Source organism: Sanguibacter gelidistatuariae (assembly GCF_900096585.1).
GTDB classification, from domain to species: Bacteria; Actinomycetota; Actinomycetes; order Actinomycetales; family Cellulomonadaceae; genus Sanguibacter; species Sanguibacter gelidistatuariae.
The window spans coordinates 179,861-203,579 of the sequence record NZ_FMYH01000003.1 but is presented as its reverse complement, the minus strand read 5'-3'; the positions used below and the strand labels follow the sequence as shown (position 1 = coordinate 203,579).

Here is a 23,719-nt window from a genome sequence, read left to right as displayed (position 1 = left end):
CGCGGGAGGCGTGGCCATGTACGTGCGGAAGCCCCACGCGACGGATCGCGTGGGGCTTCCGGGTGAACGTGTGGTGCGTCAAGGTTCCGCCGACTGCTCGGCCGCGAGGAACTCGGAGCCATGCAGGATCGGTTGCGTCGGCGCAGCCTACTTCGCGGTCGCGCGGGCGACGATCGCGTCGGCGAAGCGGTCCAGCGCACCCTCCGACTTGCCCAGGAACAGCGACGGCTCCGTGAGCTCGAGCTCAAGGAGGATCGGGTCGCCGTCGTCACCGGGAACGATGTCGACGCGGGCGTAGAGAAGGTCCGTGGCGATGTCACCGAGGATCGTGTGGACCGCCTCGAGGGCACGCTGGCCCAGGGCTAGCTCCGCCTCGGAGGCATCCGTGCTGCGCATGACCTCTTCCTGGTACAGGCCCTGTGTGGGCCGGTGACCCCGGGTGAGCATCGCGTTCTTGCGCACCGCGTGCGAGAACTTCCCGTCGAGGAAGATCAGGCCCGTCTCGCCGACGACGTCGATCTGGTTCAGGTACGGCTGGACCATGACGTGCCGGCCAGAGCGGAGCAGGTCACGGGCGTGCAGGATCGCCTGACCGCGCGCCTGGGCGGTGTTCTCCTGATACCGGGCGGTGTCGCGCGCGCCGGAGCTCACCGTCGGCTTGATGACGTAGTCACCGTGCGCCGGGAGCCGGGTGTGGATGGCCTGGGAGGTGAGGTGGCGGTCCGGGTCGAGCCAGAGGGTCCGCACGATCGGCAGGCCCATCTCGCCGAACGTCTTGAGGTAGTACTTGTCGATGTTCCAGGCAAGCACCTCGGCGTCGTTGGCCAGGTGCGGCACGGTCCGGGCCCAGGCGATGTAGTCGTCGCGGCGCTGGGAGTAGTCCCAGGTGGATCGCACGACCACAAGGTCGAAGCTGGCCCAGTCCACGTCTGGGTCGTCCCAGACGGCGGCAACGGCCTCAACACCACGATCGGCGAGCGCACCCAGCAGGGGGGCGTCGTCGGGGTCGAGATCAGGCAGGACGGAACAGGTCGCTAGGGCTACACGAGTCGTCGGCACCCTTCCAGGATACCGACCCCGCGGCCAAGCCCTCGAGTCCCCGCCCCTAGGTGCGCATTTTCCGCCCCATTTTCGAGCAAAACAGGGCGGAAAACGCACACCCGACGGAGAGGGGCGGGGTGAGTCGGCGGGTGGGGCCGTCTGCGGCAAGGCGTGTGACATTCGTCATAACGGGCGCATGGGTGCGTCTTTCTGCACACTCCCGGGGCAAAGCAACAAGGCCCGGAACCTCAACGGTTCCGGGCCTTGCGTTGGTGCGCCATCCTGGACTCGAACCAGGAACCCGCTGATTAAGAGTCAGCTGCTCTGCCAATTGAGCTAATGGCGCGCGATTCGAAACACTAACAGGCTTTGGCCACTCAGTGCCAATCCGACCTGCTACCCGTCGAAAACGTTGGTATATCAACGATAATCGCTGATTGCCCCGCGGTTTCTTTCCTCGACTTCGGAGGTAACTCTACCCCACGTCCTGACGTTCGGACGCCATGATCTGGTCGGAGTTAGGCCCCTTCGGGCTGGCGAGGTCCGCGATGAGCGCCAAGGGGATGCGCTCGTCCAGCATCCTGGCCAGCAGGCCGCTCACGTCGGGTAGGTCACGCAGGCTCGGATCGGTGGCCTCGAGACCCTCCGCTCCCGGTTCTGCGGCGGCATGCGTGCCAGAGCAGCTCCGCGCGGCATTCTCGGACGCGGCCTTCGCACGCTCTCCGCGCCCCTCCGGGCGCGCGTCGTGCGATCTTGTCCTCGTCATGCCGTCCCCACCCCACGATTGCCAGTCATCCCACGAAACTCGCTTCCGTCCGCAACCGCAATGGAGAGAAGTACCCATCCCCGGGGCTACGACCCTCCCCAGCATGCTGGCCGATCCTGAACATCGCGAGGTGAGCACCTGGCAATCACCTGAGAATCACCCCGCGACCACCCATGAGCGGCATCGGGATCGAAGAGGATCCGGTCGCCGACGGCCACCTGGCGGACGTTCTCTCGCATCACCCCACGAACGCTACCCGGCGTAGGCTGGCGCCAGACGATCCGGCCTGTGCCACCGGCGCGCGCCGTCCCGACCCTCCCGAGGAGCACGATGTCCGTCCGCCTGTCCCCCGGCGACCCCGCCCCCGACTTCACCCTCGCCGCGGCCGACGGCGGATCCGTCTCGCTCGCCGACCTGCGCGGCCAGCGCGTGATCGTCTACTTCTACCCGGCCGCGAGCACTCCGGGCTGCACCAAGGAGGCGTGCGACTTCCGCGACAGCCTCGCCTCTCTGCAGGGCGCCGGATACGCCGTCGTCGGCATCTCACCGGACCCGATCCCCAAGATCGTGCGATTCATCGAGGCGGAGGCCCTGACCTTCCCGCTCGCCTCCGACCCGGACAAGGCCGTAGCAACCGCCTACGGTGCCTACGGTGAGAAGAAGCTCTACGGCAAGGTCGTCACCGGCATCATCCGGTCGACCTTCGTGATCGACGCCGAGGGCCTGATCGAGGTGGCCCAGTACAACGTCCGGGCCACCGGCCACGTCGCCAAGCTGCGCCGAGACCTGGGTATCGACGGCATCGACGCGGCCTGAGAGACCGTAGACTCATGCCCGAGCGCGAGTGGCGTAATTGGCAGCCGCGCCAGGTTTAGGTCCTGGTGTCTTCGGACGTGGGGGTTCGAGTCCCCCCTCGCGCACAGCTCATCACTCGTGACAGGACGCCACCGTGCCCCACACTCCCTTCCGTGATTCCGCCATGCCCGACGCCGTGTCCGACGCCGCCGCACGGGCGGCGGGAGAACCCGCCACAGAGCTGACATCGGCGCCTGCCGTCGCGCCCGCCCGGTTTCGCGCCCCGATGGTGTCCTTCGTCCAGCGCAGCACCCGGCTCAAGGACCGCCAGCAGCGCACCTGGGACGAACTGGCACCGCGCTTCGTGATCGAGCCCCCGCGAGTGGTCTCCAAGACGTCCGTGCAGCCCGAGTTCCTCTTCGACGCCGCGGCGACCTTCGGGCGCCAGGCGCCCCTCGTGGTGGAGATCGGGTCAGGCCAGGGCGAGGCCGTGGCCCACGCGGCCGAGCAGCGCCCGGACACGGATTTCCTCGCCGTCGAGGTGTACACCCAGGGGGTCGCCCAGACCCTGCAGCGCATCCGTCAGCGCGACCTGACGAACATCCGGATCGTCCAGGCGAATGCGGTCGAGGTGCTCACCACGATGCTGCCCGCGGCGTGCGCGGATGAGCTGTGGCTGTTCTTCCCTGACCCGTGGCACAAGTCCAAGCACACCAAGCGGCGGATCGTGACGCCGTCGTTCATGGACCTTCCGGCTCGGGTGCTGCGACCCGGTGGGGTGTGGCGCCTGGCCACGGACTGGGCGGACTACGCCCGGCAGATGCGCGAGGTGATCGGCGCTGATGAGCGCTTCACCGCGGACCTGCATGCCCCCCGCTTCGAGGGCCGGGTCCTGACCAGCTTCGAGCGCAAGGGCCTGGACAAGGACCGCGATATCGCGGACATCACTGCGGTCCTGTCCGCCGGCGTCTGACGCAGAGACAGCACAGCCGCCCGGCCCACAGGGCGGACGGCTGGCGAGACAGATCCCGGTCCCGAAGGCCCTGGATCGGTCCTGAGGCTCCTCAGCTACTCCGCGACTGTCGCCTGCGCGGCGATCTGCTGGCGCACCTCGTCCATGTCGAGGGCCTTGACGGCGTCGACGACCTTGGCGAGCTCGGGGGCCGGAAGTGCGCCCGGCTGGGAGAAGACGAGGACGCCCTCGCGGAACGCCATCAGCGTGGGGATCGACGTGATGTTCGCCGCGGCGGCAAGCTCACGCTGGGCCTCGGTGTCGATCTTGCCGTGCACCACGTCCGGGTTCGTCTCGGCCGAGGCCTCGAACACGGGGGCGAACTGCCGGCACGGGCCGCACCACGATGCCCAGAAGTCGACAAGGACGATGTCGTTGCCCTTGATGGTCTGCTCGAAGGTCTCCTGGGTAAGTTCCTGGGTGGCCATGCGGTTCCTCTCAAAGAAGTGATCGGTATGCCACGTATGACAATTCCGAGCCTCAGCCTATTCCCTGGACGGACCGGGGCCACGGCGCACGTGGGCGAGGTGGCGGTCGCCGGTGCCCTCGGGGTACAACTACACAGTGACCGACACCGCGGACTTCCCCCACCCTGAATTTGATCCCAAGGACTCCCAGCCTGCGGGGTGGCTTGACGAGCAAGAGCTGGCCGCCGCCCGCGGCAGCCTGCCGCTCGTCTACGTCGACGCCGTCCCGGTGCGTGTGGACGACTCCGGCGACGTGATCGCCGTCGGGCTGCTGCTGCGGGTCTCCCGCGAGGGCGTGATGACCCGCGCGCTCGTCTCCGGCCGCGTGATGTACCACGAGCGCCTGCGCGACGCCCTGCTGCGCCACATCGAGAAGGACCTGGGTCCCGTGGCCCTCCCCCAGATCCCGCCGTCCCCGCAGCCCTTCACGGTCGCGGAGTACTTCCCGACGCCGGGCATCACCCCGTACTACGACCGCCGCCAGCACGCGGTCTCGATGGCCTACGTCGTGCCCGTCACGGGCGACTGCCAGCCCCAGCAGCACTCCCTCGACCTGGCATGGTTGACCCCCGAGCAGGCGTGCAGCGAGTCCGTCCAGGCCGAGATGTACGGCGGCCAGGGCGTGCTGCTGCGCCAGGCGATGGCGCATGTGGGTCGCCTGTCCTGAGCCGTCTGGGCTGACCTGAGCGCCGTCCGCGTCACAGGTCCGCCCGCGTCACAGATCCAGGCGCGTCACAGATCCAGGCGTGGCCAGTCGTGCAGGTCTTCCTGCATGCGCCGGTCGTGGGTGGCCACGACGACCGCGGCCGACGTCGCCCGCAGCGCCTGGGTGAGGTCGTCGACGAGATCGATGGACAGGTGGTTCGTCGGCTCGTCGAGCAGCAGCACGTGGGGTGCCGCGAGCAGTGCACAGGCCAGGTCGAAGCGGCGCCGCTGGCCGACGGACAGCTCGGCGACGGGGCGATCGAGGTCCTCCTCGGAGAGCACGCCCAGGAAGGCGATCGGGACGACGAAGGAAGGGTCGAGCGCCCCCGACGCGAGGAGTTCGAGGGCAAGGGTCGCGTAGTGGTCGAAGCCGCTGCCGCCGGCCGTCGCCGCACCGTGCGTCACCGCGACGTCCACGACTGCGCCGTGCGCCACCGCCCCGCCGCGCCGCACGCCCTCCTGGGTCACCACGCCCAGGCGCGCGTCGGGCAGCACGGAGCGGTACCCGCGGTCCAGCGCGATCGTGCCCGCGAGCACGCCGAGCAGCGTGGACTTGCCGGCCCCGTTCGCGCCCGTGATGAGCAGCCGGCCCGACGGCGGCACGGTGATCCGCGCCCCGGGCAGGTCCAGGCGCGGCGCGGCGCTGGTGCGCCCACCGACCGCGGGATTGCGCACGTCGATGACCGGGGAGTCCGGGTGCCACCCGGGCGCCATGGTCGGCAGGTCCGGGAAGTAGAGCACAGGAGGCGGCGGGGGCACGTCGACGGCCTCGGCCTTGAGCTTCTCGACGAGGCGGTCCGCGGCCTTGACGTGGATCCGGGCGCCGGTGGCCCGGCGGTTCTTGTTGCTGCCCTTGGGCGGACGCCACTCGTCCGAAAGTCCCTCGTAGGAGGCGTCCAGGCGCTGGGCGAGCTGCTCAGCCCGCTTGGTCTCGGCCTTGTAGCGCTGGCGCCACCGGTGCAGCGACTGGTTCTTGGCGAAGCGGTAGGCGACGTACCCGGGCTGCCCGTAGAGCACGGGCTTGCCGTCGATCGAGGGATCGAGGTCGAGGATCGCGGTCGCCGTGTCGTCGAGCAGCTGGCGGTCGTGGGTGACGATGACCACCGCGCCCGCCCACCGGGTGAGTTCGCGGGTGAGGAAGTCGATGCCGTCGCGGTCGAGGTGGTTGGTAGGTTCGTCGAGCAACAGCAGGTCCGCACGGCCGGCCAGGCGGCAGGCCAGGCGCACCCGGAACCGCTCCCCCACGGACAACGTCTCCAGGGTCCGCCCCACGTCCCGGCAGGCCCCCAGCCGGGTCAGCGCCACGTCGACGCGTCGTTCGGCGTCCCAGGCGGCCAGGTGCTCGACCCGCGCGAGGATCTCGGCGAGCTCGCGCAGCGAGGACACGTCGTGGTCGAAGGCCGCCGACGCCCGGTCGAGCTCGGCTGCGGTCGCCCGGACGGTCGCGAGCGCGTCCTGGACGAGATCGCCGACGGTCTCCCCCGGGGCGACCTCGAGCTCCTGGGGCACCACGGCCATGCTGCCTAGGCGACGCACCGCGCCCGCGGTCGGCGTGAGCTCGCCAGACAGCAGCCGGAGCAGGGTCGTCTTGCCGGAGCCGTTCTCCCCGACCACCGCGAGCCGTTGCCCCCCGGAGACCCGCAGTGAGACGTCGGTGATGACCGCGCGCCCGGGGAAGGCAAAGGACAGGTGGTCGCTCACAAGATGCACCCCGCCACGATACGCGGTGCGCCGCCCGCCCCCTGCCCGACGGTACGGTTCATGGGTGCAGAACACCTCGCTCCGAACCCGCCCCGTGTGGGCCTTCCTGCTCGACGCCGTGTGCGTCCTCGTCTTCGCGATGGGCGGTCGGTCCTCCCACGAGGAGGCGAACTCGATCGGCGGCATCGCCCAGACTGCCTGGCCGTTCCTGGTGGGCCTGGGGGTCGGCTGGATCGTCGTCGTCGCGGCCGCCCGCCGGGCCACGATCGCGGGCGGCGAGGGCCCAGGCGGCCCGGGAACCCGCACCGCACGGTGGGGCCACCTCTCGGTGCTCCCCGTCGGCTGCGTCCTCGTGCTCAGCTCCTGGGCCCTGGGCATGGGCTTGCGCCTGGTGACTGATCGGGGCGCCAGCGGCGCGTTCCCGATCGTCGCGCTGGCCTTCTTGACGCTGACCCTGATCGGCTGGCGGGCGGTCGTGTCTCTGGTCAGCCGGCGAGGATCGCAGAGATCGTCGGTGCCAACGCCCTGAACGCCTGGCCGCGGTGGCTGATGGCATTCTTCTCGGCCGGGGTCAGCTCGGCGCACGAGCGTGTGTCGCCGTCGGGGCGCAGGATCGGGTCGTAGCCGAAGCCGCCCGCCCCGCGCGGCGCGGTCAGCAGCGTGCCGGTGAGCGCACCGGTCGTGACGAACTCCCGGCCGTCCGGGGTGACCAGCGCAGCCGCGCAGACGAACCGCGCCCCGCGGTGCTCCTCGGCGATGTCGGAGAGCTGGGCGAGGAGGAGCTCGAGGTTGGCGCGGTCGTCGCCGTGACGCCCGACCCAGCGCGCGGAGAAGATCCCCGGCGCCCCGCCGAGCACGTCGACAGCGAGGCCCGAGTCGTCCGCGACGCAGGGCAGGCCGCTCGCGGCCACGAGCGCGCGGGCCTTGATGAGGGCGTTGGCCTCGAAGGTCACGCCGTCCTCGACCGGCTCGACGTCCGTGAACGCGGCGGCCCCCACGACGTCGTCGCCGTCCAGGCCGTCGATGGTCCCGGCGGCCAGCAGGATCGCCCGGAGCTCACCGACCTTGTGCTCGTTGTGGGTGGCCAGGACGAGGCGGGGCGGGGTCACGACGGCTCCTTCGAGAGATTCACAGATGCACGACTAGGCACCTCTGGGCATGACAGGCACGGCTCAAAGAACGTAGGTCAGGCCCTGCTCGACGACCTCGACCGGGCCGTCGTAGACCGTCGCCGCCTCCGCCGCCGAGACGGCCGGGTCGTTCCAGGCCGGGATGTGCGTGAGCAGCAGCCGCGCGGCACCGGCCTTCGCGGCCACCTGCCCGGCGCGCAGCCCGGTCAGGTGGATCCCGGTCGCCTCGTCGCGGCCCTCGACGAAAGCCGCCTCGGCGAGCAGCACGTCGGCCGACTGCGCAAGAGCGAACACGCCGTCGCACAGGTCGGTGTCGCCGGTGTAGCCAAGTGTCACGCGGGTCCCGGGAACGACGGTGCTCGGACCGGTGACCCGCAGCCCGTAGGCCGGGATCGGATGCTCGACGGCGAAGGGCTCGATCGTGAACGGACCCACCTGGGCGGGCGTCCCCGGGGTCCACGTGCGGAAGTCGAACTGCCCGGCCATCGTCTCGTCGTCGGGCAGGCCAAAGGACTGGGCGATACGCCGCTCCGCCACTGCGGGGCAGTAGACAGGCACCGCGGTGCGCGACGGGTCGCGCACCGTGCCGCGCTCGGGGTGGTACTTGAGGTAGACGTAGTACCCGCACAGGTCCGCGAAGTGGTCCGGATGCATGTGCGAGATCGCGACGGCGTCGACCGCGAAGGGGTCGACGACCTGCTGCAGCGCGCCCAGCGAGCCGCTGCCCAGGTCGATCACGATCGACCAGGTGCGTCCCGCGGGGTCGTCGGCCTGCACGAGGTAGCACGACGCCGGGGACGCCGGTCCCGCGAACGAACCGGCCATCCCGACGATCGTCAGCTTCATAGGATCGATTCCACCACGACGACCTCGGGTCCGAGGAATCGGCGGGCGAGGCCGGAGAACACCGCAGCGTCGCCGGTCGACTGGAAGACGTGCTCGGGCTGGCCCGACGACACCTCCCTTTCAAGGCTATGAGCCACAAGTGTGCGGAACACGTCCTTCGCGGTCTCCTCCGCGCTTGAGACCAACGTCACGTCCTCGCCCATGACGTAGGAGATCGCGCCGGTGAGCAACGGGTAGTGGGTGCAGCCCAGGATGAGGGTGTCCACACCGGCCTCGCGGACGGGGTCGAGGTAGCGGCGGGCGGCGGCAAGCACCTCCGGTCCGGCGGTCACGCCGGCCTCGACGAGCTCGACGAAGTCCGGGCAGGCCTGCGGGGTGACGGTGACCCCGGTCGCGACCGCGAGCGCGTCCTCGTAGGCGCGGGACTCGATGGTCGCGCGGGTGCCGATGACCCCGACCCGGCCCGTCCGGGTGGCGGCGACTGCGCGGCGAGCGGCCGGCAGGATCACCTCGACGACGGGGATGCCGTGCCGGACGGTGTATCGCTCGCGCGCGTCGCGCAGGACTGCGGCGGAGGCGGTGTTGCACGCGATGACGAGGATCTTGACGCCCTCGTCCACGAGCTTGTCCATGACGTCCAGGGCGAGGGAGCGGACGGTCGCGAGCGGCTTGGGGCCGTACGGGGAGTTGATCGTGTCGCCGATGTAGTGGATCGACTCGTTGGGCAGCTGATCCAGGATGGACCGCGCGACGGTCAACCCACCCACTCCGGAGTCGAAGATCCCGATCGGGGCGTTGTTCACACAGTCGAGGATAGTCGAGGCCCTCGCGGGGCAAGACAAACGGCGCCCCGCACGGTGATCCGTGCGGGGCGCCGCAGGTGGCGGTGAGACCACGTGCCGTGGGGCTAGACCCGGGAGCTTCGTCCACGCCCGAGGAGACCGAGGATAAGGCTCACCACGAGGACGGCGACGCCGATCCAGATGAGGAACGACCCGACTCCGGAGAAGCCGAGAATAAGGAGGACAACTCCGATGATCAAGATGAGCAACCAGCTGGGCATGGGATCACCTTTCCGCTGCAAGGCCCGATGCGGGAGTTCCGCGGGGCCACAAAATTCATCCTGACAGACTCTTGACACGAGCGCATGTCGGCGGCATAGGTTGCGAACCCGCAGGTCGTGTGCTCAGGACATTCGGTCAGCGCCGCTTCTTGCGACGTCGGAAGTCGGTGAGCAAGCAGTCGGTGAGGGACTCCTGGAGGTAGCCGGCGAGCAGGAAGACCGAGCCGAGGAACAGGCGCGGTCCGCTCGTGCCCTCCCCGGCTGTGTCCCGCCTGGGGGCCTCGCGACCACCGTCGTCGCCGGGGTCCTCGGCGGGGTCGTCGTCGGCGCTCTCCCACGTCGCGGTGACCGCATCGTAGAGCTCTTCGGAGTCGAGGTCGGAGCGCAGCCCCAGCCTCTCGCCGATGACCAGGCGGATGTCGGCGAGCGCGCCCGCGATCGCCTCCGCCTCGTCGACCAGGACCACGAAGTCCAGCTGGTCGCTCTCGTCCGGAGAGGGCGGCACCTCCAGGAGCAGCTCGGCGAAGAGCAGCAGCCGCTCGACCTTGCGCTGACGCAGGTCGTCGTCGGTGTAGCGGCGGAACTCCCCCGCGATCTCCGGGTCGCTCGAGGCGTCCGGAAGCAGGCGGCGCACCGCGGGGTCCGCCGGCGCCTCGACCGGGGCGCCCTCGATGCCTTCGAAGATGCTCCGCAACGCGCTGATCGCCTCGGCGGCGGCCTCCGTCCCGTGCACCACGTCCGCCCCGGTATCCGACCCTCGGGCATCGCGGCGCGGGGCCGCGGCGTCACCAAAAGCCTCACCAACAGCCCCGCCCGCAGCGTTGTTACCTGTCGCTTCACCGGCGGCGTCCATCGAGTCGCTGTCGCCAGGGTCGCTGTCGCCGGGGTCGCTGTCGCGCGGTTCCTCGCCGCGCTCGTCGAGGCCGGGGAAGAAGCTCTCCTCCCCGCCCAGCAGCTCCACGACATCGCCGGTGACCTGGGCGAGCACGAGCCGTTCGGGGGTGGACAACCCCGCGACGTAGGTGCCCGAGCCGTCGCCCGGGCTGTCAAAGGGCCGCATGCCTATTCACCGCTCCGCTTCATCGTCGCCCACAGGCCGAAGGAGTGCATGGCCTGCACATCCATCTCGACCTTCTCCCGCCCCCCGGTCGAGACGACCGCGTGGCCGTCCTGATGCACCTGCATCATGAGCGTGTGGGCCTTGCGCTGGGAGTAGCCGAAATAGCTCTCGAAGACGTAGGCGACGTAGTTCATGAGGTTGACGGGATCGTTCCACACGAGGGTCACCCACGGCTCGGCGCGCTGGACGTCGGCCTCGATCCGCGTGGCCTGCTCTGGGGTGGTCTTCACTGTCACGGATCAACTCTAGGGCCTCACCCGGGCCGCGTGCCCTACGGTTGTCGCATGGGGACTGCGCTGCTCACGGACCGTTACGAACTCACGATGCTGCAGGCGGCACTCGCCGACGGCACGGCTGACCGGCACTGCGTGTTCGAGGTGTTCACCCGCCGGTTACCGTCCTGGCGCCGCTACGGCGTGCTGGCTGGCACGGGCCGTGTGCTCGAGCTGCTCGCCGACTTCCGCTTCGACGCCGAAGAGCTCGAGTGGCTGGGCCGCGAGCGGGTGGTCGACTCCGCGACCCTGGAGTTCCTCGCCGGCTACCGGTTCACGGGCGACATCCGCGGATACGCCGAGGGTGAGGTGTTCTTCCCCTCGAGCCCCGTCATGGTCGTGGAGGGCACCTTCGCCGAGGCGGTCCTGCTGGAGACACTCATCCTGTCCGTCCTCAACTACGACTCCGCCGTGGCCTCCGCGGCCTCCCGGATGACCAGTGCCGCCGCCGGGCGCCCCTGCCTGGAGATGGGTTCGCGCCGCGCGCACGAGCAGGCCGCGGTCGCCGCCGCCCGCGCCGCCGCCGTCGCGGGCTTCGCCGGGACGTCCAACCTCGAGGCCGGGCGCCGCTACGGCCTGCGAACGATCGGCACCGCCGCGCACGCCTTCACCCTCCTGCACGACGACGAGGAGCAGGCCTTCGCCGCCCAGGTCGCCTCCGCGGGCCCAGGCACCACCCTCCTGGTGGACACCTACGACGTGACGCGCGGCGTCGAGCGTGCCGTAGCGATCGCGGGCACCGGGCTCGGCGCCGTGCGCCTGGACTCCGGCGACCTCGGGGTTCTCGCCCAGGAGGTCCGCGGCCAGCTCGACTCCCTCGGCGCCACGAGCACCCGGATCACGGTGACCTCCGACCTCGACGAGTATGCGATCGCCTCCCTGGCCGCCTCGCCGGTCGACTCCTACGGCGTGGGCACCAAGCTCGTGACCGGCTCAGGGGCGCCCACCTGCGGCATGGTCTACAAGCTCGTCGCCCGGGAGGGCGCCTCCGGCACCCTCGAGCCGGTCGCCAAGGCCTCGACGTCCAAGACGTCCGTCGGCGGACGCAAGAGCGCCGCCCGACTGCTCGACGCGTCCGGGCGCGCGGTGGCCGAGGTGCTGCTCAACGGGTCCGACCTAGACGGTATCGACCCCGCGAGCCTGGATCCGGCGGGGGCCTCGCTGCGCCCGCTGCACACCACCCTGGCGACCGGCGGAGTCGTCGAGGAGCGGTGGACCGGGTCTGGCGGGGTCCTCACGGCGGCCGCCCGGCACGCGGCCTCCCGCGAGGAGCTGCCCCGCGGCGCCCGCCGGCTCTCGACCGGAGACGTGGCCATCCCGACGATGAGCCGGGATCTCCACTAAGGCGAACGAGTCGGCTACCCGGTCGAGGGGACGACTGTTCCCTGGTGGAAACGCAGGACCGGGGAACCCGAGCTGATGTCCCAGATCGAGGAGTGGCGGCTCTCCCGCTGGTCTCCGCGCATCCGGTAGGTCACGAGGACCAGATCGGGTGCGAGCTCCATCAGCTCCCACTCGTCGGTGGCCGGAGTCGGGCGCGCCTGCTCGCAGGCCAGGCGATCCAAGACGTCGTCACGGGTCCATCGTCGTCCGGAGCGGCCGACCTCGACATAGTCCGGATGTAGCAGAGCCCGAATACGTTCCGGGTCTTGTCGGGTGGCCGGGGTGAGCAGCGCGACCTCAGCCACCCGGAGCATGGCGGCCAGGTCCACATATCCTCGTTCGGCCATGCCCGCCATGCTAGCGACACCCGTCGGGGACTGACCGAAGCCGCGCGGCCGGACCGTCCCAAGTGCAGTGCCCGACGACGAAACGACTGGGCCGTCACGATCGTCAGTCCCTGAGCCGCTTCTGGATCTCTTTCATCGACAGCACGAGATGCAGTTCCTCGATCGGTGAGGCAAGAAAGTCCCCGTTCGCCTGGTAGAAGGCCTTCGCGGACTCGTCGCGACAGTGGATCAGCAGGGCAGCGGCGCCCACCCGTTCACTGAGGGAGAAAGACTGTTCCATCGCGTGCCTGAGCAACGCGGCCCCCACGCCCTGTCCCTGCGCGGTCGAGTCGACTGCCAATCGAGCGAGCAGGATGCAGGGCGTCTCACCCGGGCGATTCTTCTGCATCCGCTCGGGCAACCGGTTGGTGGTGTAAGCGGACATCGCGATGGCGTAGTACCCCAGCACAACACCGTCACGCACCGTCACATAGGTGACGGCATTGTTGGCCTGCTGGTTCTCCAGGGCAAAGCGTCGGAACCAGTCATCGAGCTCAGGAGCGCCGCTGTCAAAAGCGGTCCGATCGTCACCCTTGGCCAAGCGCCTCGGCCGCTCGAGGATCCCGTCGGTCATCGAGGCTTCGGGGTGAAGGACTGTCCGAATGGCGTAGGTCGTGACCACAGCTTCTCAAACTTGTCCGTCGACTCCAAAGGTTCGTCCAGGAGACGCAGAAACTCGTCGTACTGCTCCGGTGCTCCGGCGAACCGACGACGCTCAGCCAAAATCCTCTCGGCGCGCTCTACCGCCGATGCGAGGATGAAATCCGTCATCGTCCTGTCCGTCGCTGCAGCGGCCTGCTTGAGAACCATCTCTTGACGCTCCGTTGCACGGACCTCGATCCGTTGACTCTTCGTCGGACGGGGGGTTGCTACGTGCCTTGCCATCACTACCTCCATGCGTGTACGGATATCGTACGTACATCTTCCCCTGCAGGCAACGACATTCGACTGTCCACCGGCGACGTGGCCATCCCGACGATGACCCACACCTAGACCTGTCGTGGGAGGTCTGCGGACGAGGCGCGCTCCGACCGACCCCTGCGGACCATCCGTGGTCCTAGGGACGTCCGCCCTGGCGGCGATACCCTGACGAGATGTCCTCCGATGACCTGCAGCGCAGCAACATCACCGACGAGATCGTCGGGCACCTGAGGGCCGGGACCAACGTCAACCTCGTTGGTCTGCGCGCCTCGGGCCGTTCCGCGACGATGTCCCGGGTTGTCGAACACCTCGTCGAGGGCGGGGTCCGCGTTACCCGGATCACCGGTGTGCAGGCCCTGCACGACCGGCCGCTGGGCGCCCTCGCGGTCGCGGGCATCAACATCTCCCCGTCGCCGAACAGCCTCAACATGCTCATGTCCGCGGTGGAGTGCCTCGAAGAGGCGCTTGCAACCAAGCCGTCCGTCCTGACCATCGACGACGCGGACGACCTCGACGCGTCGACGATCGGCGCCATCGCGGCCGTCCACGCCCGGCTCCACACGCCCGTGGTCATCACGAGCCGTCCCACGGGCTGCCGGCGCTCGGACGCCGGCGCGCTCATCGCCGCGTTGCAGCCGGGCGTCCGGATCACCCTGCCTCCGCTGCGCTTCGAGGAGGTCCACCGCCTCGTGCACCAGCTTCTCGGCGGACCCGTCGAGCCCATGACAGTCGCCCGCATCGCCGCGAAGTCCGGTGGGCTCCCGGGCCTGGTCACGGCGATGGTCCGCACCGGCCGAGCGAGCGTCCGGCTCGCCCCGCGCGGCGGGCTCTGGGTGGCCCGGGGCGACCTGTGGACCACCCCTCTTGCCCAGTCCGTCGAACCGTTCCTGGACGACCTCGACGAGGCGAGCCTTGACGCGATCACCGTCCTGTCGCACGCGGGCCCGGTGAGCATGGCCGGCGCCCTGCGTCTCGTACCAGCCGAGAAGCTGTCCGTCCTCGAGGACTTCGGCCTCCTGCGTGTGCTCCCCGAGGGCGACGACGCCCTCGTCGGCGTGTTCCCGCCGCTCATCGCGGAGTACATCAAGCACGAGGGGTCGACGACGAGGCGCATGCTTGTGCGCGGCCGGCTCGCGGCCGCGCCCGACCGTGAGCCGGTCCCCGCCCTCGCCCCGGGTCCGCCCGCCAGACCGAGCGCAGACCCGCTCCTCAGTCGCCGCCTGAGCGCCCACTGGCACACGACGCTCGCAGCCCACCGCCTGACCTGGGACACGGACCCGTCCCCGTCCAATGCCATCCCGCTCCTGGGTTCGCTCCTGACCTGCCGCGCTCTCCCGCACGAGATCGACGCGATCCTCACGGACACGGTGACCGACGCCGCCGACGACGAGTCCCTCGCCCGTCTCCTGGTGTTGACGGCGTTCAGCGAGGCTCTAGGTGCGGGCCGGATCGACGCCGCTCAGGAGCGCCTGCGCGAGGCCCGACCGGCTCAGCCGCGCTTCGACGGTCTGGTCCGGGCCACACAGGCGCACCTGCAGCTCCTGACCGACTCCGTGCCCGACGTCGCCGACCTCGCCGACCCCCCGGAGTCCGAGCCGCACCTGTCCCACGAGGCCGTCGTCGTCGTCCGCGCCCAGACTCTCGTTGCCTCAGGCCAGGCCCAGGCTGCCCTAGACCTGCTGGCCGCGTTCACGACCGACGAGCCGTACCTGGCGCGCGCCGTCGACGTCACCCGCGAGCTGGCCCTGCTCTACACGTGCGACGTCGACCGGGCCGTGACCTTGGCCCTGGTCAACGTGGAGCGCAGCCGCCGCGCCCATGATCCCGCCGGCGTCGAGGAGCACTCGTATGTGGCTGGGATGGGGCTCGCCTTCCGCGGCCGCCTGGTCGAGCTCGACGACCTGGTCGCCTCCGCGTTGTCCCTGTCCCCGATGCCGCACCATACGTCCCACGTGCAGACCGGCCTGCTCGCCCTCTGGGCCGACGTAGCCCGGTGGCAGGGGCGACACGCCTATGCCGACTCGCTCGCCGTTCAGTCCACGGGGCTGGGCCGGCGCACCGGACCGCACCCGGGGATGTCCGCCGATGGCATCGCCGCCCAAGCGCGCAAGGGCGAGGAGAAGCAGACCGCAGACGAGCTGTGGGCGATCGCCGAGGACCGGCTCGACCGCGGCTACCTCCCCGCCGGGATCATCGCGGGGGTCGCGGCCGTGGAGGCACACCCCGATGCGACGCGGGCGGCCCGCCTTCTGGATGCGGCCGCCGCGTGCGACTGCCCACTGCCGGTGCACCTCGCCGCCTATGCGGCCGCGATCGCCTCGGGCGCCCCCCGGGAGCTGGCCGAGCTCGAGCCGCACCTGCTGGGTGCAGGCCTGCGCCTGTACGCGGTGCGCACGGCGGTGGCACGCTCGGTCAACATGCTCCTCACGGGAGACCTCACGGGCGCCGTCGAACAGGCCGACGCCGCCTGGAACAAGGCAGGCCTGCGCGGGCGTGACCTGTGCGGGCTCTTCCGCCGCTTCGACCGCGCGGTGAGCCTGACGGCCCGAGAACGCGAGATCGCCGTCCTCGTCGCGCGTGGGATGAGCTCGAACGAGATCGCGGTCGCGAAGGTGATCAGCATCCGTACGGTTGAGAACCACGTCTTCTCGGCATGCCGCAAGGTCGGCGTCGACACGCGGGAGGGTCTGGCGCGCGCCGCCCAGACCTGGTTGTCCTGCGCAATCGAGTAGAACCCGCGGTGCGGGCGGTTCGCGTCCGGGACCGCCCGGGAGTCCTGAGAGGCACCCGGCAGCGAGCCCTGAGGGGAGGAAGCTCGCTGCCGGGTGCCTCGGTCGTGGGGCAGTGCCAGGGGTGGGTCAGCCCTGGCGCAGCTGGATGCCCATCCCGCCGCGCGGATAACGCCACGTGAGCGCCCCCGGGGCAGCGATGGCCAGGCACGCTCCACACTCGGAGCACGCGGCGTACTCGACCGAGATGGTCCCGTCTGCTTCTTCCGCGTAGACCTTCGCCGGGCAGATGGCGACGATCGCCTTGCCCGTCCCGGTCCGCCGGGCGATCTCCTGGTCGACGTGGATGTGCGACTCCTCCTCGTCCGTCACGTAGCGGTTCCTCGCAAGACGTTCCGGGATCGTCGTCTTCTTCACAGCGCACGCACCCCCGCAATTCCGTCTGACATGAGGTCCCGCATCCGCACGGGTGACCTCTTGAGCTCACCGCGCGCGACTGACATCAGTCGGCGGCGAGGGGTGAGGTCATGGTTGAACACCCCGTAGAGGATGTCGCCGAGCAGCTGCCCGTACCGGGTATACATGCGTTCTCGCTCCAGGAAGGCCGGCGCCTTGGCGTAGGTCTCCATGTCCTTGCCGGCGAAGGACGCGAACAGCGCCGTGCGGTAGCCCGCCAAGCCGACCTTCGACGTGTCCCCGGCGGTGAGCGCCTGGTCGATGCCCGTGGCGGCCGCGATCCCGGAGGCCGCCGCGAGGTCCATGCCACGCACCGTGAGGCCGGTGTTCAGCGTGAGCCCTGCCGCGTCGCCGACGACAACCATGCCGTCCGTCTCTATCTGGCCGACCATGCTCAGGCCCCCCTCGGCGACGAGGTGGCTCGCGTATTCGGAGATCTCCCCGTCCTTGAGGAAGGGCGCGACGAAGGGGTGGGCGATGAAGTGGTCGAACACGTCGGAGGAGGCGTAGCCCTTGGCGGTCATGTCGTCCAGGCGCAGCACGACCCCGATCGAGAGGGATGCCTTGTTCGTGTACATGAACCCCCCTCCTCCCACGCCCATCGTGCAGTCGCCGACGACGGCGTAGGCCGCTCCCTCGTCGCCGCTGAGGTGGAAGCGTTCGCGGATCGTCTCCTCTGGCAGGGAGACGATCGCCTTGACGCCGAGTGCGAGGTGGTTGGTCGGTTCCTTGGTGCGCAGCCCGGCATCGCGGGCGATGAAGGAGTTCACCCCGTCCGCGGCGACGACGACGTGCGCACGGAGCTCGTCCTCGCCCGCCCGGACCCCCACGACGCGGCCGTTCTCCTTGAGGACCGCGTCGACCCGGACCCCGGCCATGAGAAAGACTCCCGCCTCCTCGCACTTCTCGGCGAGCCACGCGTCGAGCGTGGCACGCAGGACCGTCACTGCGTTGACGGGATTGGCGAGGCGGTCGTCCTGGTAGTCGATGCCGATCGAGGAGGAGCCGTTGAGGAACTGGATGTAGTTCCGCGTGATGGTCCGCTCGATCGGGGCCTCGGTGAGGAAGTCGGGGAAGACCTCCTCCAGGACGCGGGAGTACAGGACCCCACCGGAGAGGTTCTTGGCACCGGGGGTGTCCCCCCGCTCGATGAGGACGACCGAGCGGCCCGCTTGGGCGAGCAGGTAGGCGGCCACACAGCCAGCGACGCCGGCACCGATGACGATGACGTCGAAGTCAGGCTCGACCCCCTCGGTCGCGGTGGTCACGTCGCTCATGTCAGCGCCCTGGTGAGCGCGGGCACGACGTCGTAGAGGTCCCCGACGATGCAGTAGTCGGCCTCCTTGAAGTACGGGCAGTCCTTGTCGGTGTTGACCGCGACGATCGTCCCGGCCCCCCGTGCCCCGACGGCGTGCTGGAGCTGGCCGGAGATGCCCAGCGCCAGGTAGAGGTCCGGGCTGACGTGCTGCCCGGTGATGCCGACGTAGCGGTCCTTGGTGAACCAGCTCACGCCCTCGGCGAGGGGACGCGAGCATGCGGTCTCCGCATCGAGCGCGGCGGCGAGCGCCTCGACCATGGCCACGTCGTCCTGGGACTTCAGTCCGCGTCCGACCGAGACGATGCGCTGGGCGCGCCCGAGGTCGACCTGGGTGCGCGCGGCGGGCCGGTTCTCGACGACGACGACCCCCGCGGGCACGGCGGCAACTTCTTCGACCGGGGCATCGCCACCGGTTCCGGAGGCGCCGCCGTCCAAGATCACCACGGCCGTGCCGGTGACCGCGACGACCTCCTGGGCGATGCCGCCGTAGACGCCGCGGGTGACCTGGGCCCCGTCGCCGGAGACGACGACCTCCGACACCATGGTGGACACCGGCGCGCCGAGGCGCGCGGCGACGGCTCCCGCGAGCACCCGGTCGCTGGGCCGGGTCGAGGCCAGGACGAGCTGGGGCGCGGCGGCCGCGACGACGTCGGCCACGGGGCCGGCGAAGGCCTCGAGGGCGTTCTCGCCGGGTTCACCGAGCCAGACGACCGTGGCCACAGCCGAGGCGGCGACCGCGTCGGCGACCGCGCGGGTCCCCACGACGACAGCCGTGATGCGGGTTCCCGCCGCGGCCGCGACGAGGTTGCCGATCCGGGCGTCGCCGGCCACGAGGATGTATGTGCTGGGCATGATGTTCCTTCCGCTCCTGGACAGACTCAGATGACGTTCGTGGCGCGCAGCGCAGCGACGAGCTCGGCCACGACGGCGTCGACGTCCGCGCCGGCCAGGACCCTTCCGCCACGGGACTTCAGCTCAGGCCGGCTCGTGGAGACACCGGCGACGCTCGAGGCGCTCGGGCCGGTGGCGAGTGCGGCGAGGTCGACCTTCTCGACGGGTCGCTTGCCCGCTGCGAGGATGTCCTTCATCCCGGGGACGCGGGGGACGACGGCGTCGGAGGCAGCGGCCAGGACTACGGGTCCGGTGACCGCGAGGACCTGGGAGCCGCCCTCGTGGGCCCGCTCGACCCGCAGGTCTCCCGCGCCGACGCTGACCGTGGTCACGTTCATGACCGAGGGCCAGCCGAGGGCACCGGCGAGGACGGCCGGGACCATCTGGGCTCCGACGTCGACCGAGGAGTCGCCGGTCAGCACCAGGTCGACGTCGCCGATGTGTGCGATGACCTGCGCCAGGACGAGGGCGGTCTGGGTCGTGCTGGCCCCGGCGAGGGCGTCGTCGGCGACGACGACGACCCGGTCGAAACCGCGTGAGAGCGCGGACTTCGTGGCCATGGGGCTCGCTGTGTCGGCGCCGCCCACGCTCACGCCGATGAGCTCGGCGCCGGTCGCGTCGGCCAGCCGACGGCCCAGCTCGACCGCGACCGGGTCGTACTCGGAGACACCGGCCTTGGCGCGACCCCACGTGACGGTGCCGCCGGAGTCGACCGTGGCGTCCTGCGGGTTGAAGGCCCATTTGTAGGCGACGACGATCTTCATCTTTGTTCCTCCTTGAGTTTCTGGGTAGAAGCTTCTGGTGTGCTGGTGGCCCGGGCGCCGAGCCCGAGCGTGCTCGCCTGAGCCAGGGTCAGGCCCCTGGTCTCGGGAGCCATGGCGATGGAGACGAGGAGCCCGACGGCGGAGATGACCGCGCCGGCGATCATGGTGCCGCGCGTCCCGTGGGTCTCGAGGAAGCCAGGCAGGACGTAGATGGACACGACCGTGCCGATCCGGCTGAAGGCCATCGCGGCCCCGACCGCCGAGGCGCGGATCTCCGTGGGGAAGAGCTCGTTGGGGTAGAGCCACTGCAGGTTGCCCGGTCCGCCCGAGAAGAAGGCGTAGACGGCGAAGCAGACGACGACCATGGCCGTGCTCGCTGCGGGCAGGACGCCCAGGACGGCCAGGGCCGCCGTCATGCATGCGAAGCTGGCGATGAGGAGCTTGCGTCGGCCCATGGAGTTGGCCCAGAACATGGCCGGGATGCAGCCGATCATGAAGAACGTCCCGATGACGAGCTCGCCGAGGATGGACACCCGACCGTCGGCGAGCCCGAAGGCCGCCATGATGCGGGGGCCGAAGGTGTAGATGGCGAACATGGGGACGGACTGGCACAGCCAGATCGTCCCGACGAACAGGACCTTGGCCAGGTACCGCGGCTGGAACAGCGTGGAGTACCTGGTCTGGGTCACCGCGGTGGGTTCGAGCTCGACCGAGGCGCCAAAGATGCGCAGGACGATCTCGTCGGCCTCGACCACCCGGCCCTTGTTCGCGAGCCAGCGGGGGGACTCGGGGATGCCGACCCGTCCCACGAGGATGACCACGCACGGGACGACGGCGCTCGCGAGCATCCACCGCCAGCCGCCGTCGACATCCATGAGGAGGTAGCCGACGACGTAGGCGGCGTTCGCCCCGACGTACCAGATGGCGGCGATGAAGCCCATGGAGATGGCCCGGTACTTGCGCGGGGTGAATTCGGCGACCATGGACGTGGCGATCGGGTAGTCCGCCCCGACGAGGACCCCGATGAGGAACCGCATGACCACCAGCATGAGCGCGGTCGAGACGAAGGCCGTCCCGACCGAGACGACGGCGATGCCGACGATGTCGATGAGGAACATGCGCTTGCGGCCGATACGGTCGGTCAGGTACCCCCCGATCGAGGTGCCCAGGAACAGCCCGACGAGGGCGGCGACGCTGATCACGGAGATCCAGCGGGCGTCCAGGGCGAGCTCGTCGTCGCGCACCATCTGGCTGATCGCGACGCCGATGATCGCCAGGACGTAGCCGTCCAGGAACGGGCCGCCCGCGGAGAAGAGCGTGACCTTCTTGAGGAACGGCGTCATCTCGACGTCGTCGAGCCTGATCCGATCGACTGTCATGGTCGCTCTCCTCTCCGCTGCGTTTGGGGTTCTCGATGGTGCTGGATGCAATCGGTATGCGCCGGTCAGCGGCGGGGATCTACTTCCATTCGATGATTCCGAAGTTGAGGAAGGGCTTGGCCGTGGGGTCGTTCGCGTCGACGAGACGGAAGTGCACGACGCCCTCCCCCATGACCCACATCTCGGTCCTGACGGTCGTGCCCGGCAGCAGCGGGGACGTGATGCGCGTCTTGAAGCGGGTCAGCCGCTCGGGCTCGCCGGGGATGAGCTGGTTGATGAAGTGGCGGCTGGCAACCCCCGCGAAGCTCACCGCGTGCAGGATCGGGCGGGACATGCCGTTCTCGGCCGCGTAGTCCCAGTCGACGTGCTGGGGGTGGTAGTCGCCGGAGAGGCGGTAGATGAGCGCCTGGTTCTCCGGGATGCGCTCCTCGACGGCGAAGTCAGGTTCCCGGTCGGGGATCTCGACGATGTCCTTGGGTGCGGCCGGGCCGCCCCAGCCCCCGTCGAAGATCAGGCAGTCCCAGCTCTCGTTGGTGAACAGGAGCGTGCCGTCCTCGTCGTAGGTGTCCCCCACGTGCTGGGCGAGCAGGCCCTTGCCCTCGCCGCGGTCGAAGAGCCCCTTGAGGAGAACCTTGGTCGACAGGCGCCCGGACGTCTTGGTCAGGGGCTGGTGGAACTTCAGGTCGAAGCTCCAGTGCAGGGACCCTGCGTAGTTGTAGCCGTAGTCGATCGTCCTGGTGACCTCGGAGTCGACGATCGGCATGGCGCCGAACATCGGCAGGACCTTGAGGTCCTTCTCGTAGACGTACTGCAGGTCCGTCTTGCCGTCGATCCCGGCCCCGCAGCCGAGACCGAACAGGATCAGGTCCTTGAACGTGTAGTCGCGCTCGAACGGGCCGAACGTCTGGCCGACCATCTGAGTGTTGATTGCCATTGCTCTCACCTATCTTCGTCGGGTGGCGTACGGGGCATGCCGGCACGCGTCATCTGAGGGAACACTTCGCGATCTTGAAGCTGGCGGTACGTGGGAGGGAGTCGACGATCTCGATGACCGTCGGCACCTTGAACCGGGCGAGCCGGGTGCAGCAGTAGTCCTGAACCTCGCGGGAGGTCAGGGCTGCGCCGTCGGCGAGGATGACGAAGGCTTTGACCGCCTCGTCGTAGATGGGGTCCGTGACGCCGATCACGGCGGCCTCGGAAATGAGCGGGTGCTCGGCCAGGACAGCCTCGACCTCTGCCGCGGAGACGTTCTCCCCGGCGCGTTTGATGAGCTGGGAGTGGCGGTCCAGGAAGAAGAACCAGCCGTCTGCGTCTACGTAGCCGAGGTCGCCGGTGTGCATCCAGCCGTCCTCGTCGAAGAGCGCCTCGGTGGTCTCCGGGTCGTTGAGGTAGCCCTGCATGAGCGTCACTCCCAGCGTGCCGCGCACCTGGATCTCCCCGGTCTCCCCGGGGCCGAGGGTGCGCCCGTCGGGTCCGGCGATGCGGGCCTCGTAGCCGGGGCCGACCTGGCCGATCGAGGGCCACCTGCGCTCGCCGTGGGGCGGGTCGGTGATGACGCCGACGAGGGTCTCGCTCGTCCCGTAGGAGTTGAGCAGCCGGACGTCGAAGCGCGCCTCGAACTCCTCCTTCTCCGCGTCGGTGATCGGCAGGTAGTACAGGACCTCACGGACCGTGTTCTCCTTCTCCCACTCCGCGGCAGGTTGCAGCAGCATGGTGCGGACCATCATGGCGATGCCCTGGACGACACTCGCCTCATGGCGGCAGACCTGCCTCCAGAAGCTGCGCGCGCTGAACCGCTCAACCGCCACGAGCACGGCCCCAGCGCACAGGACCGGCATGAGTGCGTTGAGCTGGAAGTTGACGTGGCACGCGGGCATGGTCGTCAGGAGCCGGTCCTGGGCCGTCAGGGCGGATTGCCAGTCGACGAAGACCCCCGAGAACAACAGGTTGTGGTGGGTGAGCACGACCCCCTTGGACCGGGCGGTCGTGCCCGAGGTGAAGACGATGCTCACCGGGTCGTCCCCGGTCAGGGGCACCCGCACCGCCAACCGGTCCGCCCGGGCGTCCCGCTCGGCCTCGAAGGCCAGCGCCCCGGGCTTCGGCGCCTCGCCCGGGGCGCGCGCCGTGAGCACGTGCGCGACGTCGATGCGCCCAGGCCCGGCCCCGTACAGGGGGGCCGTGGCCGGTTCGCACACGACGGCGCGCGCGCCGACGCGGTCGATCATCTCGGCGCACTCCTCCTGCGTGTTGCGCGGGTGCAGCGGGACCATGACGGCACCGATCTTGGCGAGGCCGAACATGACCATGAGCAGCTCGGGGCAGTTGCCCAGGTGCACCGCGACCGTGGTTCCCTTGGCGACGCCCAGATCGGCGAAGAGGTTCGCGGTGCGGTTCACAAGACGGTCGAACTCGCCGTAGGTGTAGCTCGTGACGGACCCGGCCGTGTCCTCGAAGACGAGGAAGGGCTGGTCCCCGGACGTGCTCGCCAGGTCGTCCCACAGGTCGCGCAGGGTGCGCTCCCCCGCGGCAGTCGCCATGTCGGTCACATCTACGGTGGTCCGGGTCGTCATCTGG

The 23,719-nt window shown here is 69.8% G+C and carries 26 protein-coding genes and 2 tRNA genes; 7 read left to right on the top strand and 21 right to left on the bottom strand.

Going from position 1 to position 23,719, the window contains the following annotated elements:
- Positions 1-147 precede the first annotated feature (147 nt).
- The 3 genes from BLQ50_RS08650 to BLQ50_RS18320 form a co-directional block, all read right to left on the bottom strand.
- On the bottom strand, positions 148-1,059 hold the full coding sequence (locus BLQ50_RS08650) for an ATP-grasp domain-containing protein (protein WP_093182910.1): 912 nt from the start codon (positions 1,057-1,059) through the stop codon (positions 148-150).
- Positions 1,060-1,311: 252 nt separating this feature from the next.
- A tRNA-Lys gene (locus BLQ50_RS08645) sits at positions 1,312-1,387 on the bottom strand.
- Between the two features lie 129 nt (positions 1,388-1,516).
- A complete protein-coding gene (locus tag BLQ50_RS18320; RefSeq protein ID WP_139185790.1) occupies positions 1,517-1,807 on the bottom strand; it encodes a hypothetical protein in 291 nt (96 codons plus the stop codon).
- Between the two features lie 330 nt (positions 1,808-2,137).
- Here BLQ50_RS18320 and bcp point away from each other — a divergent pair, with 330 nt between their 5' ends.
- From bcp to trmB, 3 genes are all read left to right on the top strand, one after another.
- Positions 2,138-2,623 (top strand): thioredoxin-dependent thiol peroxidase, encoded by a 486-nt coding sequence (bcp, locus tag BLQ50_RS08640; RefSeq protein ID WP_093182908.1) that lies wholly within the window; start codon positions 2,138-2,140, stop codon positions 2,621-2,623.
- Positions 2,624-2,645: 22 nt separating this feature from the next.
- Positions 2,646-2,727 (top strand) — tRNA-Leu (locus tag BLQ50_RS08635).
- Positions 2,728-2,756: 29 nt separating this feature from the next.
- Positions 2,757-3,575 (top strand): tRNA (guanosine(46)-N7)-methyltransferase TrmB, encoded by an 819-nt coding sequence (trmB, locus tag BLQ50_RS08630; RefSeq protein ID WP_342672058.1) that lies wholly within the window; start codon positions 2,757-2,759, stop codon positions 3,573-3,575.
- Positions 3,576-3,670: 95 nt separating this feature from the next.
- Here the strand turns inward: trmB and trxA are convergent, their stop codons facing one another.
- Positions 3,671-4,042 carry a thioredoxin gene (gene trxA, locus BLQ50_RS08625; protein WP_093182905.1) on the bottom strand — a complete coding sequence of 124 codons (372 nt, stop codon included), beginning with the start codon at positions 4,040-4,042 and terminating at the stop codon, positions 3,671-3,673.
- Positions 4,043-4,178: 136 nt separating this feature from the next.
- Between trxA and BLQ50_RS08620 the strand changes: the two genes are divergently transcribed.
- Positions 4,179-4,748, top strand: a complete 570-nt coding sequence (locus BLQ50_RS08620) for an NUDIX hydrolase family protein (protein ID WP_093183312.1) — start codon at positions 4,179-4,181, stop codon at positions 4,746-4,748.
- 65 nt (positions 4,749-4,813) lie between these two features.
- Here the strand turns inward: BLQ50_RS08620 and BLQ50_RS08615 are convergent, their stop codons facing one another.
- Positions 4,814-6,496, bottom strand: a complete 1,683-nt coding sequence (locus BLQ50_RS08615; protein WP_093183310.1) for an ABC-F family ATP-binding cassette domain-containing protein — start codon at positions 6,494-6,496, stop codon at positions 4,814-4,816.
- Between the two features lie 55 nt (positions 6,497-6,551).
- Between BLQ50_RS08615 and BLQ50_RS08610 the strand changes: the two genes are divergently transcribed.
- Positions 6,552-7,016, top strand: a complete 465-nt coding sequence (locus BLQ50_RS08610) for a DUF3054 domain-containing protein (protein WP_217629141.1) — start codon at positions 6,552-6,554, stop codon at positions 7,014-7,016.
- On the opposite strand, the gene rdgB is transcribed toward BLQ50_RS08610, so the two are convergent.
- The 6 genes from rdgB to clpS all read right to left on the bottom strand — a co-directional run bounded on the left by rdgB (position 6,973) and on the right by clpS (position 10,882).
- Positions 6,973-7,596 carry an RdgB/HAM1 family non-canonical purine NTP pyrophosphatase gene (rdgB, locus tag BLQ50_RS08605; protein ID WP_093182904.1) on the bottom strand — a complete coding sequence of 208 codons (624 nt, stop codon included), beginning with the start codon at positions 7,594-7,596 and terminating at the stop codon, positions 6,973-6,975. The genes BLQ50_RS08610 and rdgB overlap by 44 nt on opposite strands.
- A gap of 63 nt (positions 7,597-7,659) precedes the next feature.
- Positions 7,660-8,463, bottom strand: a complete 804-nt coding sequence (locus BLQ50_RS08600; RefSeq protein ID WP_093182902.1) for an MBL fold metallo-hydrolase — start codon at positions 8,461-8,463, stop codon at positions 7,660-7,662.
- Complete coding sequence (murI, locus tag BLQ50_RS08595; RefSeq protein ID WP_093182900.1) at positions 8,460-9,266, bottom strand: glutamate racemase; 807 nt, start codon at positions 9,264-9,266, stop codon at positions 8,460-8,462. The genes BLQ50_RS08600 and murI overlap by 4 nt, the downstream gene beginning before the upstream one ends.
- 104 nt (positions 9,267-9,370) lie before the next feature.
- Positions 9,371-9,526 (bottom strand): hypothetical protein, encoded by a 156-nt coding sequence (locus BLQ50_RS18620; protein ID WP_175559076.1) that lies wholly within the window; start codon positions 9,524-9,526, stop codon positions 9,371-9,373.
- A 136-nt stretch (positions 9,527-9,662) separates the two neighbouring features.
- Entirely contained in the window at positions 9,663-10,586 is a 924-nt protein-coding gene (locus tag BLQ50_RS08590) for a DUF2017 family protein (RefSeq protein WP_093182899.1), read from the bottom strand.
- Positions 10,587-10,588: 2 nt separating this feature from the next.
- Positions 10,589-10,882 carry an ATP-dependent Clp protease adapter ClpS gene (gene clpS, locus BLQ50_RS08585; RefSeq protein ID WP_093182897.1) on the bottom strand — a complete coding sequence of 98 codons (294 nt, stop codon included), beginning with the start codon at positions 10,880-10,882 and terminating at the stop codon, positions 10,589-10,591.
- Positions 10,883-10,930: 48 nt separating this feature from the next.
- Here clpS and BLQ50_RS08580 point away from each other — a divergent pair, with 48 nt between their 5' ends.
- A complete protein-coding gene (locus BLQ50_RS08580) occupies positions 10,931-12,262 on the top strand; it encodes a nicotinate phosphoribosyltransferase (RefSeq protein WP_093182896.1) in 1,332 nt (443 codons plus the stop codon).
- A 14-nt stretch (positions 12,263-12,276) separates the two neighbouring features.
- On the opposite strand, the gene BLQ50_RS08575 is transcribed toward BLQ50_RS08580, so the two are convergent.
- From BLQ50_RS08575 to BLQ50_RS08565, 3 genes are all read right to left on the bottom strand, one after another.
- Positions 12,277-12,648: a nuclear transport factor 2 family protein gene (locus tag BLQ50_RS08575; RefSeq protein WP_175559075.1), complete on the bottom strand. Its 372-nt coding sequence runs from the start codon at positions 12,646-12,648 to the stop codon at positions 12,277-12,279.
- Positions 12,649-12,751: 103 nt separating this feature from the next.
- Positions 12,752-13,261, bottom strand: a complete 510-nt coding sequence (locus tag BLQ50_RS08570) for a GNAT family N-acetyltransferase (protein WP_093182893.1) — start codon at positions 13,259-13,261, stop codon at positions 12,752-12,754.
- Positions 13,258-13,572 (bottom strand): type II toxin-antitoxin system TacA family antitoxin, encoded by a 315-nt coding sequence (locus BLQ50_RS08565; protein ID WP_093182891.1) that lies wholly within the window; start codon positions 13,570-13,572, stop codon positions 13,258-13,260. The genes BLQ50_RS08570 and BLQ50_RS08565 overlap by 4 nt, the downstream gene beginning before the upstream one ends.
- A gap of 209 nt (positions 13,573-13,781) precedes the next feature.
- On the opposite strand from BLQ50_RS08565, the gene BLQ50_RS08560 reads away from it, so the two are divergent.
- Positions 13,782-16,340, top strand: coding sequence for a helix-turn-helix transcriptional regulator (locus BLQ50_RS08560; RefSeq protein ID WP_093182890.1), 2,559 nt, complete (start codon positions 13,782-13,784; stop codon positions 16,338-16,340).
- A gap of 126 nt (positions 16,341-16,466) precedes the next feature.
- On the opposite strand, the gene BLQ50_RS08555 is transcribed toward BLQ50_RS08560, so the two are convergent.
- The 7 genes from BLQ50_RS08555 to caiC form a co-directional block, all read right to left on the bottom strand.
- Positions 16,467-16,754: a ferredoxin family protein gene (locus BLQ50_RS08555; protein WP_093182888.1), complete on the bottom strand. Its 288-nt coding sequence runs from the start codon at positions 16,752-16,754 to the stop codon at positions 16,467-16,469.
- Positions 16,751-18,070 (bottom strand): FAD-dependent oxidoreductase, encoded by a 1,320-nt coding sequence (locus BLQ50_RS08550; RefSeq protein ID WP_093182887.1) that lies wholly within the window; start codon positions 18,068-18,070, stop codon positions 16,751-16,753. Before BLQ50_RS08550 ends, BLQ50_RS08555 begins: the two co-directional genes overlap by 4 nt.
- Positions 18,067-18,963, bottom strand: a complete 897-nt coding sequence (locus BLQ50_RS08545; RefSeq protein ID WP_093182885.1) for an electron transfer flavoprotein subunit alpha/FixB family protein — start codon at positions 18,961-18,963, stop codon at positions 18,067-18,069. The genes BLQ50_RS08550 and BLQ50_RS08545 overlap by 4 nt, the downstream gene beginning before the upstream one ends.
- Before the next feature lie 26 nt (positions 18,964-18,989).
- Positions 18,990-19,766: an electron transfer flavoprotein subunit beta/FixA family protein gene (locus tag BLQ50_RS08540; RefSeq protein ID WP_093182884.1), complete on the bottom strand. Its 777-nt coding sequence runs from the start codon at positions 19,764-19,766 to the stop codon at positions 18,990-18,992.
- On the bottom strand, positions 19,763-21,145 hold the full coding sequence (locus BLQ50_RS08535; protein ID WP_093182882.1) for an MFS transporter: 1,383 nt from the start codon (positions 21,143-21,145) through the stop codon (positions 19,763-19,765). The genes BLQ50_RS08540 and BLQ50_RS08535 overlap by 4 nt, the downstream gene beginning before the upstream one ends.
- Positions 21,146-21,224: 79 nt before the next feature.
- Positions 21,225-22,079 carry a MaoC/PaaZ C-terminal domain-containing protein gene (locus BLQ50_RS08530; RefSeq protein ID WP_093182881.1) on the bottom strand — a complete coding sequence of 285 codons (855 nt, stop codon included), beginning with the start codon at positions 22,077-22,079 and terminating at the stop codon, positions 21,225-21,227.
- 49 nt (positions 22,080-22,128) lie between these two features.
- Positions 22,129-23,715 carry a crotonobetaine/carnitine-CoA ligase gene (gene caiC / locus BLQ50_RS08525; protein ID WP_217629140.1) on the bottom strand — a complete coding sequence of 529 codons (1,587 nt, stop codon included), beginning with the start codon at positions 23,713-23,715 and terminating at the stop codon, positions 22,129-22,131.
- Positions 23,716-23,719 lie beyond the last annotated feature (4 nt).

What these genes read in the sequence shown, in the direction of transcription:
- BLQ50_RS08565 (WP_093182891.1), bottom strand. Translation starts at nt 13,572, where the DNA reads ATGGCAAGGCACGTAGCAACCCCCCGTCCGACGAAGAGTCAACGGATC.
- BLQ50_RS08560 (WP_093182890.1), top strand. Translation starts at nt 13,782, where the DNA reads ATGTCCTCCGATGACCTGCAGCGCAGCAACATCACCGACGAGATCGTC.
- trxA (WP_093182905.1), bottom strand. Translation starts at nt 4,042, where the DNA reads ATGGCCACCCAGGAACTTACCCAGGAGACCTTCGAGCAGACCATCAAG.
- BLQ50_RS08530 (WP_093182881.1), bottom strand. Translation starts at nt 22,079, where the DNA reads ATGGCAATCAACACTCAGATGGTCGGCCAGACGTTCGGCCCGTTCGAG.
- BLQ50_RS08540 (WP_093182884.1), bottom strand. Translation starts at nt 19,766, where the DNA reads ATGAAGATCGTCGTCGCCTACAAATGGGCCTTCAACCCGCAGGACGCC.
- BLQ50_RS08580 (WP_093182896.1), top strand. Translation starts at nt 10,931, where the DNA reads ATGGGGACTGCGCTGCTCACGGACCGTTACGAACTCACGATGCTGCAG.
- BLQ50_RS18320 (WP_139185790.1), bottom strand. Translation starts at nt 1,807, where the DNA reads ATGACGAGGACAAGATCGCACGACGCGCGCCCGGAGGGGCGCGGAGAG.
- BLQ50_RS08550 (WP_093182887.1), bottom strand. Translation starts at nt 18,070, where the DNA reads ATGAGCGACGTGACCACCGCGACCGAGGGGGTCGAGCCTGACTTCGAC.
- BLQ50_RS18620 (WP_175559076.1), bottom strand. Translation starts at nt 9,526, where the DNA reads ATGCCCAGCTGGTTGCTCATCTTGATCATCGGAGTTGTCCTCCTTATT.
- BLQ50_RS08590 (WP_093182899.1), bottom strand. Translation starts at nt 10,586, where the DNA reads ATGCGGCCCTTTGACAGCCCGGGCGACGGCTCGGGCACCTACGTCGCG.
- bcp (WP_093182908.1), top strand. Translation starts at nt 2,138, where the DNA reads ATGTCCGTCCGCCTGTCCCCCGGCGACCCCGCCCCCGACTTCACCCTC.
- BLQ50_RS08545 (WP_093182885.1), bottom strand. Translation starts at nt 18,963, where the DNA reads ATGCCCAGCACATACATCCTCGTGGCCGGCGACGCCCGGATCGGCAAC.
- BLQ50_RS08575 (WP_175559075.1), bottom strand. Translation starts at nt 12,648, where the DNA reads ATGGCCGAACGAGGATATGTGGACCTGGCCGCCATGCTCCGGGTGGCT.
- BLQ50_RS08570 (WP_093182893.1), bottom strand. Translation starts at nt 13,261, where the DNA reads ATGACCGACGGGATCCTCGAGCGGCCGAGGCGCTTGGCCAAGGGTGAC.
- BLQ50_RS08535 (WP_093182882.1), bottom strand. Translation starts at nt 21,145, where the DNA reads ATGACAGTCGATCGGATCAGGCTCGACGACGTCGAGATGACGCCGTTC.
- caiC (WP_217629140.1), bottom strand. Translation starts at nt 23,715, where the DNA reads ATGACGACCCGGACCACCGTAGATGTGACCGACATGGCGACTGCCGCG.
- BLQ50_RS08600 (WP_093182902.1), bottom strand. Translation starts at nt 8,463, where the DNA reads ATGAAGCTGACGATCGTCGGGATGGCCGGTTCGTTCGCGGGACCGGCG.